Origin of the sequence: Microbacterium sp. Leaf159 (assembly GCF_001423615.1) — a bacterium.
GTDB lineage: Bacteria > Actinomycetota > Actinomycetes > Actinomycetales > Microbacteriaceae > Microbacterium.
In genome coordinates, this window is record NZ_LMOU01000003.1 from 13,697 (window position 1) to 28,912 (window position 15,216).

Here is a 15,216-nt window from a genome sequence, read left to right on the forward strand (position 1 = left end):
TCGACTCCGGAGTGCTCGTCGATGCCCTCGGCTGCGGGAGCGGGCTCGTTCTCGGCACCGGCTTCGGTGTCGGCGGACTGTTCCGCGTCGTTCGCAGGCGCGGTTCCGAACAGGATGTCGTCGAACGAGGGGCGTGCACCCTCTGAGGAGGGTGCATCGCCATCGTCGGATGCCACGTCGGCATCCCCGTCGTGTGCGGAGCGCTCGGGGGTCTCGGCGGCCTCGGATACGACGTCCGCCGCGTCTTCGGCGTCGTTGGCGTCTGAGGCATCTGCCGCGTAGCCGAGCTCCGCCGCCGCGTGCTCGACGTCGCGTGCCGCCGCCGCCGCATAGGCAGCGTCGTCGGCCTTCGCCTCTGCGGCATCCGCCGCTGCGGCGTCAGTCCGAGCAGCGTCAGATTCCGCAGCATCTGATTCCGCGGCATCTGATTCCGCAGCATCCGAGTCCGCACCGTCGACGGACGCATCCTCACCAGGCTCGGCTTCGGGGGCCTCGGCGTCGATCTCCGCACCCTCGTCGACGTTCGCCGCGTCGTCCGCAGGCGCATCCTCAGCGTCATCCGAGCCGTCTTCTGCACCCGCAGTCTCGACGGAGGCATCCGCAGCGGTATCGCCGATCACCGCGGGCAGGAGCGTGGTCGCAGGAGCGGCGTCGAGCGAAGCATCCGACGGCCCAGCCTCCGCCTCGGGAGCGATGAACTGCGAGGCTGCCGCGATCGCGTGCGGTGCGAGCGTGCCGCCGCGCACGAGCTCGATGAACACGTCTTCGAGCGTGGGGCCGCGCTGCACCAGGGTGGTGAGGGCGATGCCGGCCGATGCCGCGATGGCGCCGACCTTTCCGGCGTTGCTGCCACGGACGGTGAGTCCGGAGCGGAGCACCTCGACCTCGAGGCCGGCGACCGAGAGCGCCGCCTTCAGCGCGGCGCGGTCCGCGGCATCCACGACGACCGATCCGGCAGACGGGTCTGCGAGCTTCTCGATGCCGCTCGACAGCATGAGCTGCCCCTTCGAGAGCACGAGCACGTGGTCGGCGACCTGCTCGATCTCGCTCAGCACGTGCGAGGAGACGAGCACCGTGCGACCCTCGTCGGCGAGGCGGCGCATGAGCAGACGCATCCAGCGGATGCCTTCGGGATCGAGTCCGTTGGCCGGCTCGTCGAACACGAGGGCGCCGGGGTCGCCGAGCAGGGCGTGGGCGACGCTCAGTCGCTGACGCATGCCCAGCGAGAAACTGCCGATGCGGCCTTCGCTCTCGTGCTCGAGCCCGACCAGCGAGAGGACCTCGTCGACGCGCGACAGCGGGATGCCGTTGGCCTTGGCCGCCATGGTCAGCTGACGCGCGGCCGAACGCCGAGGGCGGTAGACCGTCTCCTCGAGCACGGATCCGATGGTGCGCAGGGGGTGGCGGAGCTCCGGGAATGCGACCCCGCCGATCGTGGCCGTGCCGGAGTTGGCGCGCACCTGACCGAGGAGGATCCGCAGCGTCGTGGTCTTTCCGGCCCCGTTCGGGCCGAGGAAGGCGGTCACGACACCGGGCTCGACTCGCGCGGAGAAGTCGGACACCGCCGTCACGTCATTGAATCGCTTGGTGACGCGCGTGAACTCGAGCACCTGTCCGTCGGGCATCTGCGACCTCTCGTTGCAGTGGGCAGTTCTCTCTATCCTGCCGGAAAAGCCGCCGGATCGCGCATTTACCGTACAAACCCACCCGAATGCAAGGCTGCAGCCGAGGGGTAACGTGGCACCCGTGACCGATTCCACCGCCGCTCCCCGGGTCCTCGTCCGCACAGAAGGTGCGCTCGGCAGGCTGACGCTCAACCGGCCCGAGGCGATCAACGCACTCGATCTCGGCATGATCAAGCTGCTCACCGAGGCGCTCGAGGCATGGCGTGAGGACACGGATGTGCAGATCGTCCTGATCGACGGCGAGGGCGAGCGAGGGATGTGCGCGGGCGGCGACGTGCGCGGACTGCATGCACAGATCGTGGCCGGTCGAGCCGACGAGACCGCGGAGTTCTTCCGCGCCGAGTACGCACTGAACGCGATGATCGCGGAGTACTCGAAGCCCGTCGTGTCGCTGGCCGACGGCATCACGATGGGCGGAGGCGTCGGCCTCTCGGGCCACGCGGCCATCCGCATCGTGACGGAGCGCTCGAAGCTCGCGATGCCCGAGACCCGCATCGGCTTCACGCCCGATGTGGGGGGAACGTGGCTGCTCGGTCGCGCTCCCGGCCGGCTGGGCGAGTACTTCGGCCTCACGGGCGGCACCATGAACGGAGCGGATGCCGTGCTGATGGGCTTTGCCGATCATTTCGTCCCGTCCGACCGCCTCGACGCGCTGCGCGAGGCGCTCGCGTATCGCGCGGACCCCACGGGTCCGGCCGAGATCGTGCTGCTGTTCGACGAGACCCCCGATCCGTCGGAACTTCCGGCCGCGCGCACGTGGGTCGACGAGGCGTTCTCCGCAGACACGGTCGCCGAGATCGTCTCTCGCCTGCACGAGCAGGGGACGGCGGATGCCACGGCCACCGCCGAGCTGCTCGGCAGCCTCGCCCCGACCGGCCTCACCGTGACCCTCGACGCGGTTCGCGAGGCTCGGGCGCTGCCGAATCTCCGCGCAGCGCTCGAGGGCGAGTACCGCCGCGTGATGTGGTTCGTGACACGTCACCCCGATCTCGTCGAGGGGATCCGCGCGCAGCTCGTCGACAAGGATCGCAACCCGAAATGGGATCCCGCGACGATCGCCGACCTGGCTCCGGATGCGGGTGCCGAGGCACGCGAGTTCGTGCCCGATCGCCCCCTCTTCTGACGTACATCGATATATCTGCGGTTGTTCGCCGCCGTGCATAAACGGCTGGCCGCAGGCGGAATGGTTCGCTGTCAGCGAAGGTCCACCCACAGGGGGATACGAATGTCCGCGGTTCGTGGCACTCTGTCATATGCGCGATCGTCGGCGCGCGTCCGCCCGTCGGGAGATCTGCCGCTTCATCCTTCCTAGAAAGTCCGCCTGTGCTGGGAAAAATCCTCGTTCGATATCTGTCCCGCTATAAGTGGTTGCTCGTGGCCGTTCTGGTGTTCCAGTTCGCCAGCGCGATCGCGACTCTGTACCTTCCCCGTCTCAACGAAGACATCATCAACAAGGGTGTCGCTCAGTCCGACACCGACTACATCTGGCGCACCGGTCTGTTCATGCTCGCCGTGTCGCTCGGCCAGATCATCGCCTCGGTCATCGCCACCTACTTCGCCGCCCGTGCGTCGATGGGGGCTGGCCGCGACATCCGCGCCGACGTCTTCGGCAAGGTGAGCGGATTCTCCGAGCGCGAGGTCTCGCAGTTCGGGGCCGGTTCGCTCATCACCCGCAACACGAACGACGTGCAGCAGGTGCAGATGCTCGCGATGATGGGCGCAACCATGCTCGTCACCGCGCCGCTGCTCGCGATCGGCGGCATCATCTTCGCCGTGCAGACGAACATCGGCCTCAGCTGGCTGATCGCGGTCTCCGTGCCGCTGCTGCTGATCGTCGCGGGTCTCGTCGTGAGCCGCATGGTTCCGCTGTTCCGCAGCTATCAGGGCAAGCTCGACACCGTGAACCGCGTCATGCGCGAGCAGCTGACCGGTGTGCGCGTCGTCCGTGCCTTCGTGCGCGAGCGCATCGAAGAAGAGCGATTCCGCGAAGCGAACACCGACATCATGGTCGTCGGCCGCAAGGTCGGCTCGCTGTTCGTGCTCCTGTTCCCGCTGTTCATGCTGATCCTCAACGTCACGGTCGTGGCGGTCGTCTGGTTCGGCGGCATCGAGGTCAACAGCGGCACCGTGCAGGTCGGCACGATCTTCGCCTTCATGCAGTACATCGGCCAGATCATGGGCGGCGTCATCATGGCGAGCTTCATGGCCATCATGATCCCGCGCGCCGCCGTGTCGGCCGAGCGCATCGGCGAGGTCCTCGACACGACCTCGAGCATGGAGCGCCCGACAGATGGCGTCACCGACTTCCCGGCTCCGGGTGCTGTCGCGTTCGACGACGTCGAGTTCACCTACCCCGGCGCGGATTCGCCCGTGCTCACGGGCATCAGCTTCGCGGCCGAGCCCGGCGAGACGGTGGCGATCGTGGGCTCGACGGGTGCGGGCAAGACCACGCTCGTCTCGCTGATCCCTCGACTCTTCGATGCCACGGGCGGAGCGGTGTTCGTCGGAGGAGCCGACGTCCGCAAGGCCGACGTCGAGTCGCTGTGGGCGACCATCGGCCTGGTTCCCCAGCGTCCGTTCCTGTTCACGGGAACCGTCGCATCGAACCTGCGCTACGGCCGCGAAGACGCCACCGACGAAGAGCTGTGGCACGCCCTCGAGATCGCGCAGGGTCGCGACTTCGTCGAGGAGATGCCCGACGGCCTCGAATCGCGGATCACGCAGGGTGGTACGAACGTCTCGGGTGGGCAGCGTCAGCGTCTCGCGATCGCCCGTGCGATCGTGCGGCAGCCGCAGATCCTCGTGTTCGACGACTCGTTCTCGGCGCTCGACCTCACCACCGACGCGCATCTGAGGCAGGCGCTGTGGCGCGAGCTGCCTCACGTGACCAAGATCGTGGTCGCGCAGCGCGTCTCGTCCATCACCGATGCGGATCGCATCGTCGTGCTCGAAGGGGGCACCATGGTCGGCGTCGGCACGCACGAGGAACTCCTCAAGACGAGCACGACCTATCGAGAGATCGTCGAGTCGCAGCTGGGGGTGGACGCATGAGCGAGCAGAACGAACCCCAGACGCGTCGGGGCCGCGCCAAGGCGACGGCCGCCCAGGCCACGGCAGCCACCGCGACGGCCGAGCCGGAACTCACGGACGAAGAGAAGTACGAGGCCGAACTCGCCGAGAAGGCGCGCCAGAACGGCGGCGGCTGGGACAGCGTCGCACCGGGCAAGGCCGACAACTTCGGCAAGAGCTTCAGCCGGATGATCGGACTGCTCAAGCCCTCGGCCGTGTGGTTCATCCTGGTCTCCATCGCCGGCGCGGTCGGCGTCGTGCTCACGGTCGCCGCGCCGAAGGTGCTCGGTGAAGCCACGAACCTCATCTACAAGGGCTTCATCTCGGTGCAGCTCGGCCAGGCGAACGGCGACTTCCCCGGCTTCCCGGCGGGTACCTCGCAGGATGACGTGGTCGCAGCCCTCCGCCAGGGCGGACAGGACGACTACGCGAACCAGGTCGCGGCGCTCGGCAGCTTCCAGGTCGGCGAGGGCGTCGACTTCGACGCGCTCCGGTGGGTCATCATCGCGGTCCTCGCGATCTACATCGTCGCCGCCTTCCTGAGCTGGATCCAGGGCTACGTGATCAACGTCATCATGGTGCGCACCATGTGGCGCCTGCGCGAGCAGGTCGAGGCGAAGATCAACCGTCTGCCCCTGTCGTACTTCGACAAGGTGCAGCGCGGTGACCTGATCTCGCGCGTCACGAACGACATCGACAACATCACCCAGACCATGCAGCAGTCGCTGTCCGGTGCGATCACGGCCGTCCTCACGGTCGTGGGCGTGCTGGTGCTGATGTTCTCCATCTCGTGGCAGCTCGCGCTCGTCGCACTGGTGGCCCTCCCGCTGATGGGCGTGATCTTCGGTGTCATCGGACCGAGGTCGCAGAAGGCCTTCGGCACGCAGTGGCGCAAGGTCGGTCGTCTGAACGCCCGCGTCGAGGAGGCATTCTCGGGCCACGCGCTCGTGAAGGTCTTCGGACGCGAGCAGGACGCCCTCGAGAAGTTCAAGGACGAGAACGAAGAGCTCTTCCAGGCGAGCTTCAAGGCGCAGTTCCTCTCGGGCATCATCATGCCCGCGATGACCTTCGTCGGCAGCCTCACCTATGTGGGCATCGCCGTGCTCGGAGGGCTCATGGTGGCGAACGGCCAGCTGCGCCTCGGTGACGTGCAGGCGTTCATCCAGTACTCGCAGCAGTTCACGCAGCCGCTGTCGGAGCTGGGCGGCATGGCCGCGGTCGTGCAGTCGGGAACCGCATCGGCCGAGCGGGTGTTCGAGCTTCTCGACACCGAGGAGCAGGAAGCCGATGACGCAGACGCTCCGGCGCTCGCAGACGGCCAGGGCGTCGTGGAGTTCGAGAACGTCGCGTTCTCCTACACGCCCGAGCGTCCTCTGATCACCGACCTCTCGTTCCGCGTCGAGCCGGGCCAGACCGTCGCGATCGTCGGTCCCACCGGGGCAGGCAAGACGACGCTCGTCAACCTGATCATGCGGTTCTACGAGCTGAACGGCGGGCGCATCCTGCTCGACGGTCAGGACATCTCCGGGGTCACGCGTGACCAGCTGCGTTCGCGCACCGGCATGGTGCTGCAGGATCCGTGGCTGTTCGCCGGCAGCATCCGCGAGAACATCCGGTACGGCCGCTCGACCGCGACCGACGACGAGGTTCTCGAGGCCGCCAAGGCGACGTACGTCGACCGCTTCGTGCACGCCCTCCCCGAGGGGTACGACACGGTGCTCGACGAGGACGCGTCGAACGTCTCGGCGGGTGAGCGTCAGCTGATCACGATCGCGCGGGCGTTCGTCGCCCAGCCGTCGATCCTGATCCTCGACGAGGCCACATCGGCGGTCGACACGCGCACTGAGCTGCTGCTGCAGCACGCGATGGCGGCTCTGCGGCAGGGGCGCACGTCGTTCGTGATCGCCCACCGCCTGTCTACCATCCGTGACGCCGACCTCATCCTCGTGATGGAGCACGGCGACATCGTCGAGAAGGGCACGCACGACGAGCTGATCGCCGCGCAGGGCGCCTACTGGCGTCTGTACCAGTCGCAGTTCGAGCAGGCGGCGACCGACATCGACGCCGAGGACGCACTCACGGGATCGACTCCGGTCGTCGTGAGCGGCGACGCCGAAGAAGAAGCGGCGGCCGCGCAGGTCGGCGCGTCGGTCGGCGCTCAGACGCCTGCGGCCGAGACCGCTGCAGCCCAGGCGATCGTCGAGCGACCGGACTCCGGTGGTCAGAACGGCTGACGCGAACGCAGCGTGAACCGACAGACGCCCCGCCCCGTTGATTCGGGGTGGGGCGTCTGCGTGCGGGCAATCGCGTGGGGCGTCCGCGTGCGGGCCGGCCTCAGCGCTGCGCTTCCGTGAGTCCGAACAGTTCGAGCGGATGCGTCATCCGCCACCACGGGCTCGGCGCGTCCACGTCGTCTGCCAACGACACCGACGTCGTCACGGTGTTCAGTGGTCCGACGCTCGTGACCGTGCCGATCTCGTCGCCGTCTTCGCGGTTCTCCCCGAGGGTGAACGTCGAGGTCGCCTGCGCGGTCGCTCCGTTCCACATCACGAGGTTCGCGTCGGCATCCGCGACGACATCGGTGGTCGTGCCCCACAGGGTCGTGACGGTCCCGACCACCGTGCCCTTCGCGACAGCCGGTGCCTGCGCCTGCAGCGCGGTCTCGACCTGCGAGAACAGTGAGCGGGTCTGAGCCAGGCGCTGTTCGTCATCGGCCTGCCCGAGCACAGCGGCGTACAGGTGCACCGTGACGTCGTCGACGGTGATGTCCTTCGCGGTCAGCAGGTTCCAGCTGTCGCCCAGCGTGCCCGTCTTCACGCCGACGACACCGGCATCCGCCAGCATCCCGTTCGTGTTCGTGACGGTGCCCGCACCGGGGAGATCGATCGAGGGAGTGCCCACGATGCCCGCGAAGACCGGGTTCTGCATCGCCATCTCGGCGAGCGCGACGAGGGACTCGGGCGTGGCCGTGTTGCGGGCGTCGAAGCCCGACGGGGTCGCGATCGTGATGCCGTCGAGACCGCGGTCGCGCAGCCAGACGGTGGCGGCGGAGGAGAACGCCGACTCCGATCCCCAGATCTCTCTGGCGAGGCGATCGATGTAGTTGTTCGCAGAACCCAGCAGGGTCCCCTGCAGCAACTGCAGTTCGGTGAGTGTGCCGCCGACGGGCACGTCGAGCGCCGACTGGTCCGAGCGCCGGTAGTCCCAGTACGCGAGGTTGTCCGCCCGGGTGAAGGAGAACTCCGGGCCCTGCTCGCCCACGGCGAGCGGCATCCGTTCGAGCACCATCAGGCTCGATACGACCTTCGTGACGCTCGCGATCGCCGCGGCGTCGAGAGATGAGGAGGTGGTGGAGAGCCCGCCGACGCCGACGGCCCCGCTTCCCTGACTGGGCCACGAGATCGCTGCCGCGTCTGCGGCGGTAGGTGTGATCTCGACCGCCTGCACGGTCGGCGCCACCTCGTGCAGAGGCCACAGCAGGGTCGTCCCCGCATACGAGGCGACCAGTCCGACGAGAACGCCGAGCGGCACCAGAACTCCCGGCCGCGCGATCGCCGGTCGCAGCCGAGCATCCTTGAGCAGGGCGGCTCCCGACGCGGTGCCCGCGCTCTCGTCCAGCGAGCCGCCGGTCGTCTCCTCGGCGACTCTGACCGGATCGACCCAGGTCAGCGGTGTGCCTCCGCTCGCAGCGCCCGCCCACTGCGCCTCGGGCTCGTGGTCGAACACCGTGAGTGCGTCGCCCTCGACGACTGCCGCGGGTGTGGCGCTCAGCGCGCCGGTTCCCGTCGCATCGCTCTCGGGCGCGTCGCCCACGGGTGCATCGCTCTCGGGCGCATCGCCCACGGGCGCGTCGCTCTCGGGCGCGTCGCCTGCAGGCGCGTCGGAGGCGGTGGCCTCGGCGGATTCAGGAGCGGTCACCTCCTCACGGTACCGAACTCGCGCGCAGATCCGCGGCGCTGCAACAGGAGCAGACGTGAGTGTCGGCACTGGGTAAGATCGTGAGAACAACCACGGGAGTCCGGCGAGCCGGGCTGAGAGGGAGCGAATCGCGCTTCGACCGTCGAACCTGATCTGGGTAATGCCAGCGCAGGGAGGAGTCACTGATGAGTACATCCACGTCCGGATCCACGACGGAATCGGCATCCGCCACCGCATCCCCCTCGAAGGGCCTCGGTCGCCCGGAGCTCTGGCGGTGGAGGGTCGTCGACATCGTCGTGGCCAGCGTCATCGCCGTCGCGTGCGCCCTGATCTTCCTGCTCTGGAACGTCGGGTACGAGGTGCCGAGCACCTTCCTCACCCCTCTGCTCCCCGGCGTGCAGGGCCTGCTCGCGGGCCCGTGGCTGATCGCCGGAGTTCTCGGCGGGCTCATCATCCGCAAGCCCGGCGCCGCGCTCTACACCGAGCTGGTGGCCGCCATCATCTCGGCGCTCGTCGGCAACGCCTGGGGACCGCTCACGATCGTCTCGGGCCTCGTGCAGGGCCTCGGTGCCGAGCTGATCTTCCTCGTCTTCCTCTACGGCGTCTGGCGCCTCCCCGTCGTCATGCTCGCGGGAGCGGGCGCAGGCCTCGCGTGCGGCATCAACGACCGCATCCTCTGGTACGCCGGGGCGGACACGCTGTTCACGACCGTCTACATCGTCTCGACGACCATCTCGGGTGCGATCATCGCGGGGCTCGGCGCCTGGCTGATCGCCCGAGGACTCGCGGCGACCGGCGCTCTCGGTCGGTTCGCTGCCGGCCGCGAGGTCACCGCACGGGTGTGACCTCGCCCACGACGCCCGCCACCCTCGAAGCCCGCGGCTGGGGGTGGCGGTACGCGACGCGGCTGCGCTGGGCGGTGCGTGACGTCGACCTGCGCATCGAGCCGGGGGAGAGGGTGCTGCTGCTCGGCGCATCGGGTTCGGGCAAGTCGACCCTGCTGCAGGGCTTCGGCGGTGTGCTCGGCGGGGCCGATGAGGGTGAGACGCAGGGTGCGCTGCTCGTCGACGGGCACGCGCCCACCGACGCGCGCGGACGCGTCGGCATGGTCCTTCAGGACCCCGACACCCAGACGATCCTCGCCAGGGTCGGCGATGACGTCGCGTTCGGATGCGAGAACCTCGGCGTCCCTCGTGGCGAGATCTGGCAGCGCGTGCGGCAGGCGCTGGATGCCGTCGATCTCGACGTCGCGCTGGATCGGTCGACAGCGGCCCTCTCGGGCGGCCAGAAGCAGCGCCTCGCCCTGGCCGGGGTGCTCGCGATGCGCCCCGGCGCGATCCTCCTCGACGAGCCGACAGCCAACCTCGACCCGCAGGGCGTGCAGGATGTGCGGGATGCCGTGGCCGCCGCGCTCGACGTCAGCGGCGCGACCCTGGTCGTGATCGAGCACCGCATCGACGTCTGGCTGCCGCTGGTCACCCGTGTCATCGTGCTCGGCGCCGCCCCCGAGGGGACGGTCGTCCTCGCCGACGGCAGTCCGGACGAGGTTCTCGGCGCGCGCGGCGCGGAGCTCGCGGCATCCGGCGTGTGGGTTCCGGGGCACCCGCCCGCCTCCCCGCCGGCGCCGTCGCAGCTCCCGGGGGAGACCCTGCTCGAGGCGCGAGGGCTCTCGGTCTCCCGACGGCGCGGGCTGGCGGTGGCGGGTCCCTTCGACATCGACGTGCGCGCCGGCGAGGCGCTGGGCGTGACGGGCGCGAACGGCGCAGGCAAGTCGACCCTCGGGCTCACGCTGGCGGGACTCATCCCCGCCGAGAGCGGCCTGGTCGCGGCGCGCCCCGCCCTCGCCGCGGGGGAGAAGCGCGATCCTTTCCGCTGGTCGTCACGCGCTCTGCTCACTCGCATCGCGACGGTGATGCAGACGCCCGAGCACCAGCTGCTCGCGAAGACGGTTCGGGATGAGCTGTCGGTGGGCCCGCGAGCCCTGAAGCTCCCGGAGGCCGAGATCGCCGTGCGGGTCGATGACCTGCTCGATCGGCTGCGACTCACGTCGCTCGCCGGCGCGAACCCCTACACGCTGTCGGGCGGCGAGAAGAGACGGCTCACGGTCGCCGCAGCTCTCGCCACCCGGCCCCGGATGCTGGTGCTCGACGAGCCCACGTTCGGACAGGACGCGACGACCTGGGCCGAGCTCGTCGGCCTGATCGCCCGGCTCCGGGACGAGGGGACGGCCATCGTCGCGATCAGCCACGACGAGGCCGTGCTGGACGCCCTCCACGCCCGCCGCATCGAGGTCGGCCGATGATCGATCCGCTCACGGCCCGCGTCGAACGACCGGGACCGATCGCGCCGCGCGCCGCACTGGCCAAGCTCGCTGCGGCTCTGCTCATCGCGCTGCCGCTCGTGCTGACGATCGACGTCGTGTCGGCATCCGTCGCGCTGCTGCTCGAGATACCGTTCCTGCTGCTCGCCGGCCTCCGAGCGAAGGAGTTCTGGACCCGCACCGCGGTGCTGTGGATCGCCGCCCCGCTCGGCGCCGTCACGATCGCCCTGTACGGCGCGACCAGCGGCACGATCCACTTCGAATGGCTGGTCATGCGCGTCAGTGACGGATCGCTGGCGCTCGCCGCCGCGACTGCCGTGCGCGTGCTCGCGATCGGTCTGCCCGCGGTGGTGCTGTTCATCACGGTGGATCCCACCGACCTCGCCGACGGTCTCGCCCAGCGCGTCAGGCTTCCGGCTCGGTTCGTCGTCGGGGCGCTCGCCGGCATGCGGATGCTGGGCCTGCTCGTCGAGGACTGGCGAGCGCTGGCCCTCGCCCGGAGGGCCCGCGGCGTCGCCGACGAGGGGCGCGTGCGTCGCGCGTTCGGCATGGCGTTCGCGCTGTTCGTGCTCGCGATCCGTCGCGGGTCGTCGTTGGCGACCGCCATGGAGGCGCGCGGGTTCGGCGGAAGCGGACCGAGGTCGTGGGCCAGGGAATCGGTGTGGGATCGACGCGACGCGCTCCTCGTGGTCGCAGCCGCGGTGATCCCGATCGTCGCGATCACCGTGGCCGTGCTGACGGGGGCCTGGAACTTCATCCTCGGCCCGACGGCCTGACGAAGGGCCTGAGGCCCCACGCTCTGACGGCGGCGCTCGACGCTGCCAGTGCATACTCAGCTTCCTCATAGCTGGAATGCCGATGTATTCGCTAGCATCGAGTGAACCCAAGGGGAGTACTCCACCACGGGCGGCTCGTCATTACGGATGTCCCTGCATCCCGGGTCCCCGGTCCTCGTTCTCGAGGATGGAGAAGACCTTGGCGTCGACATCGTCACGCCTACGTCTTCTGGAGACCTCCTTGAACATCACACCCCTCGTGTGGATCATCACGATCGCCGTCACGATCGCCTTCTTCGTGTACGAGTTCTTCGCCCACGTGCGAAAGCCGCATGAGCCCACCATCGGCGAGTCCGCCCGCTGGTCGGCCTTCTACATCGGCCTCGCGCTGCTGTTCGGCGTCGGCATCGGCACCGTCTCGGGCTGGACGTACGGCGGCGAGTACTTCGCCGGCTACCTCACCGAGAAGGCGCTGTCGATCGACAACCTCTTCGTCTTCCTGATCGTGATGACCGGCTTCGCCGTGCCGCGGATGTATCAGCAGAAGGTGCTGATGATCGGCATCGTGATCGCCCTGATCATGCGCGGCGGGTTCATCGCTCTCGGCGCCACGCTGATCGAGAACTTCTCCTGGATCTTCTACCTCTTCGGCGCCCTGCTGCTGTTCCTCGCATACCGCCAGGCCTTCGCCCACGGTGAGTCGGATCCCGCCAACGGCCGATTCATCCGCTTCGTGCGCCGCATCCTGCCGGTGAGCGACGAGTACAACGGCGACCGCCTGACCGTGCAGCGCGACGGCAAGCGCTTCTTCACCCCGATGTTCCTCGTGATCATCGCGATCGGCTTCATCGACCTGATCTTCGCGGTCGACTCGATCCCCGCGATCTACGGCCTGACCGAAGAGGCGTACATCGTCTTCACGGCCAACGCCTTCGCGCTCATGGGCCTGCGCCAGCTGTACTTCCTCATCGGCGGTCTGCTGGAGCGCCTCGTGTACCTCGCGCAGGGCCTCGCGGTCATCCTCGCCTTCATCGGCGTGAAGCTCGTGCTGCACGCGATGCACGTCAACGAGCTGCCCTTCATCAACGGCGGCGAGCCGATGCTGTGGGCGCCCGAGATCCCCATCTGGTTCTCGCTGGTGTTCATCGGCGCGACCATCGCGGTCGCCACCGTCGCGAGCCTCATGAAGACGCGCCGCGACGACAGGCGCGATGCGCTCGACGACTCCTCCTCGACCTCTGCATCCCTCACCACCGACACCCAGAAGGAACACTCGTGAACCAGTCGCGCCGATCCGACGCGTCCGCAGACCCTGACAGACCCGGCGCCCGAACGACCTCGGGCGCCCCTGCACCTCGCGAGGTGACCCGCTGATGGGCGACCTCGTGCTGAACATCGCTCTGGTGTTCGTCTTCGTCCTCGTCGGCGGCGTGTTCGCCGCGACCGAGATGGCCCTCGTCACACTGCGGGAGAGCCAGATCAACGCGATCGCGGCTCGTGGCAGGCGCGGCGAGAAGGTCGCCGGCCTCGCCCGCAACCCCAACACCTTCCTCTCGGCCGTGCAGATCGGTGTGACGGTCGCCGGGTTCGCCTCGGCGGCGTACGGCGCGACGTCCATCGCTCCCTCTGTCGCCCCGCTTCTCGAGAACCTCGGGGTCGCGGCCCCGCTGGCCATGACCCTCGCGACGGTCCTGCTGACGCTGGTGATCGCGTACCTGTCGCTCGTTCTCGGCGAGCTCGTCCCCAAGCGCCTCGCGATCCAGCGCAACGCGCAGTTCGCCTACGCGGTCGCGCCGGTGCTCGACGGCTTCGCCACGGTCATGCGCCCGGTGATCTGGCTGCTCTCGGTGTCGACGAACGCCATGGTGCGACTGCTGGGCGGCGATCCGCACAAGGCCGCCGACGAACTCAGCGAGGAGGAGCTGCGTGACATCGTCGCGACGCATCAGAGCCTGCCCGACGACGAGCGCCGGATCCTCGACGACGTGCTGTCGCTGCGCGGCCGCCAGGTCAGCGAGGTCATGCGGCCGCGCCCCGAGGTCGTCGCGCTCGACGGCGCGGCGACGCTTCAGGACTCCATCGCCCAGGTCAGGGAGCTGCCGTTCTCGCGGTACCCGGTGATCGACGCCTCGCTCGACGACATCGTCGGCTTCGTGCACGTGCGTGACCTGTTCGAGGCCGCCGCCGACGACGCGACGCGGTCGGTGCTCGGCCTCATGCGTCCCGTCGAGTACGTGCCCTCGACGGCCGGTGTGCTGCCGACGCTGACCCGGATGCGGGCCGCGGGCCACCAGATCGCCGTCGTCGTCGATGAGTACGGCGGCACCGACGGAATCGTGACGCTCGAGGACCTCGTGGAGGAGGTCGTCGGCGAGATCTTCGACGAGTACGACACGGAAGAGCGGATGCCGGATGCCGGCGGCGCGCTCGACGGCCGCCTCAATCTGCAGGACTTCTCCGAGATCACCGGGATCGATCTGCCCCGCGGCGCTTCCGACACGGTCGCGGGCTTCGTCACCGAGATGCTCGGACGCCTCGCGGTGGTCGGCGACTCGGTCGAGGTGCCCGGTGCGACGATCCGGGTGACCGCCGTCGACCGCCGCCGGATCGCGGAGATCAGGGTCGCGGTGCACGAGGATGCCGGACTCGACCCGCGGGAGTGACGCTCAGCTCTCGTTCCAGAGCCGGCGGTAGTATTCCAGTCGCTCACGGTCAGGGGTGACGCCGTAGGCCTCGATGAGTGCGTCCTCCCACCCCGGGCCGAAGTTCCACGTCGTGCTCATCGAGGCCACGGCGATGTCCGCCCAGCGGTCCGCGGTGCCGAGAGCTGCGAGATCGACGTGGGCGAGCGGGCGGCCGTCGTCATCGAGCAGCGTGTTCGGCATGCACGCGTCTCCGTGGCACACGACGAGCCGGTCGACCGGTGGCGGCGTGAGCAGGTGGTCCGGCACATCGACACCTCGCTTCCGGGCGTTCGCGATCCTCCACGCCGGGTCCCAGGTCCAGGGGCACTGCTCGACGGGCAGCGACTCGTGCAGCGTGCGCAGCGCGACGCCGACCGCGCGCACGGCGGTCTCGGGATCGTCACGCCACCGCGGGTCCACCGCGCTCCGACCCGCGAGCGCCGCCGTGACGAGCCACTCGTGATCGGCATCCTGGCCCTGCTCCAGGACCTCCGGCACGAGGATCCACTGCCGAGCCCACTGCATCCGCTCCGCCTCGTCGCGCATGTTCGCCTCGGCGTCGTGCGGCCCCCATTTGATGTACCGCTCGTCGTCGGTGCGGAACGTGAGCCCGCCGATGCCGTTGAGCCAGACAGGGGTCAAGGCGGCGTCCCCGGCGAGCGCGCGCACGACCGCCGGGATCTCGATCTCGGTGTCCGGAATCGTCATGCATCGCCCCCTTCGAAACGTATATCGGTATGCACATATTCTCTCGGTTCTGCGGG

General features: G+C 69.0%; 11 protein-coding genes and 1 riboswitch. Of the genes, 8 read left to right on the forward strand and 3 right to left on the reverse strand.

Features of this window, described 5'->3' with window-relative positions; all coding sequences use genetic code 11:
- Positions 1-1,625, reverse strand: a 1,625-nt coding sequence (locus ASF80_RS18835) for an ATP-binding cassette domain-containing protein (protein WP_157521141.1), incomplete at its 3' end; no start/stop codon positions are given.
- 121 nt (positions 1,626-1,746) lie between these two features.
- Here ASF80_RS18835 and ASF80_RS17950 point away from each other — a divergent pair.
- The 3 genes from ASF80_RS17950 (at position 1,747) to ASF80_RS17960 (ending at position 6,988) form a co-directional block, all read left to right on the forward strand.
- Positions 1,747-2,808 carry an enoyl-CoA hydratase/isomerase family protein gene (locus ASF80_RS17950; RefSeq protein WP_056314006.1) on the forward strand — a complete coding sequence of 354 codons (1,062 nt, stop codon included), beginning with the start codon at positions 1,747-1,749 and terminating at the stop codon, positions 2,806-2,808.
- 200 nt (positions 2,809-3,008) lie between these two features.
- Positions 3,009-4,736, forward strand: a complete 1,728-nt coding sequence (locus tag ASF80_RS17955; RefSeq protein WP_056313779.1) for an ABC transporter ATP-binding protein — start codon at positions 3,009-3,011, stop codon at positions 4,734-4,736.
- Positions 4,733-6,988: an ABC transporter ATP-binding protein gene (locus tag ASF80_RS17960; RefSeq protein ID WP_056313782.1), complete on the forward strand. Its 2,256-nt coding sequence runs from the start codon at positions 4,733-4,735 to the stop codon at positions 6,986-6,988. The genes ASF80_RS17955 and ASF80_RS17960 overlap by 4 nt, the downstream gene beginning before the upstream one ends.
- A 100-nt stretch (positions 6,989-7,088) precedes the next feature.
- Here the strand turns inward: ASF80_RS17960 and ASF80_RS17965 are convergent, their stop codons facing one another.
- The gene (locus tag ASF80_RS17965; RefSeq protein ID WP_056313784.1) at positions 7,089-8,672 is read right to left on the reverse strand and encodes a hypothetical protein; all 1,584 of its coding nucleotides are present in this window, start codon (positions 8,670-8,672) and stop codon (positions 7,089-7,091) included.
- Positions 8,673-8,754: 82 nt separating this feature from the next.
- Positions 8,755-8,864, forward strand: a riboswitch (TPP riboswitch).
- On the opposite strand from ASF80_RS17965, the gene ASF80_RS19480 reads away from it, so the two are divergent.
- From ASF80_RS19480 to ASF80_RS17990, 5 genes are all read left to right on the forward strand, one after another.
- Positions 8,858-9,517 carry an ECF transporter S component gene (locus tag ASF80_RS19480; protein ID WP_056313786.1) on the forward strand — a complete coding sequence of 220 codons (660 nt, stop codon included), beginning with the start codon at positions 8,858-8,860 and terminating at the stop codon, positions 9,515-9,517. (Overlaps the previous riboswitch by 7 nt.)
- The gene (locus ASF80_RS19200; RefSeq protein ID WP_235560056.1) at positions 9,514-10,974 is read left to right on the forward strand and encodes an ABC transporter ATP-binding protein; all 1,461 of its coding nucleotides are present in this window, start codon (positions 9,514-9,516) and stop codon (positions 10,972-10,974) included. Before ASF80_RS19480 ends, ASF80_RS19200 begins: the two co-directional genes overlap by 4 nt.
- The gene (locus ASF80_RS17980) at positions 10,971-11,768 is read left to right on the forward strand and encodes an energy-coupling factor transporter transmembrane component T family protein (RefSeq protein WP_056313788.1); all 798 of its coding nucleotides are present in this window, start codon (positions 10,971-10,973) and stop codon (positions 11,766-11,768) included. Before ASF80_RS19200 ends, ASF80_RS17980 begins: the two co-directional genes overlap by 4 nt.
- Positions 11,769-12,009: 241 nt before the next feature.
- Entirely contained in the window at positions 12,010-13,047 is a 1,038-nt protein-coding gene (locus ASF80_RS17985) for a TerC family protein (protein ID WP_200934837.1), read from the forward strand.
- Between the two features lie 94 nt (positions 13,048-13,141).
- Complete coding sequence (locus ASF80_RS17990) at positions 13,142-14,431, forward strand: hemolysin family protein (RefSeq protein WP_056313792.1); 1,290 nt, start codon at positions 13,142-13,144, stop codon at positions 14,429-14,431.
- 3 nt (positions 14,432-14,434) lie between these two features.
- Here ASF80_RS17990 and ASF80_RS17995 read toward each other — a convergent pair whose 3' ends face one another.
- Positions 14,435-15,160 carry an aminoglycoside 3'-phosphotransferase gene (locus ASF80_RS17995; protein WP_056313794.1) on the reverse strand — a complete coding sequence of 242 codons (726 nt, stop codon included), beginning with the start codon at positions 15,158-15,160 and terminating at the stop codon, positions 14,435-14,437.
- Positions 15,161-15,216 lie beyond the last annotated feature (56 nt).

What these genes read in the sequence shown, in the direction of transcription:
- ASF80_RS19480 (WP_056313786.1), top strand. Translation starts at nt 8,858, where the DNA reads ATGAGTACATCCACGTCCGGATCCACGACGGAATCGGCATCCGCCACC.
- ASF80_RS17995 (WP_056313794.1), bottom strand. Translation starts at nt 15,160, where the DNA reads ATGACGATTCCGGACACCGAGATCGAGATCCCGGCGGTCGTGCGCGCG.
- ASF80_RS17980 (WP_056313788.1), top strand. Translation starts at nt 10,971, where the DNA reads ATGATCGATCCGCTCACGGCCCGCGTCGAACGACCGGGACCGATCGCG.
- ASF80_RS17960 (WP_056313782.1), top strand. Translation starts at nt 4,733, where the DNA reads ATGAGCGAGCAGAACGAACCCCAGACGCGTCGGGGCCGCGCCAAGGCG.
- ASF80_RS17990 (WP_056313792.1), top strand. Translation starts at nt 13,142, where the DNA reads ATGGGCGACCTCGTGCTGAACATCGCTCTGGTGTTCGTCTTCGTCCTC.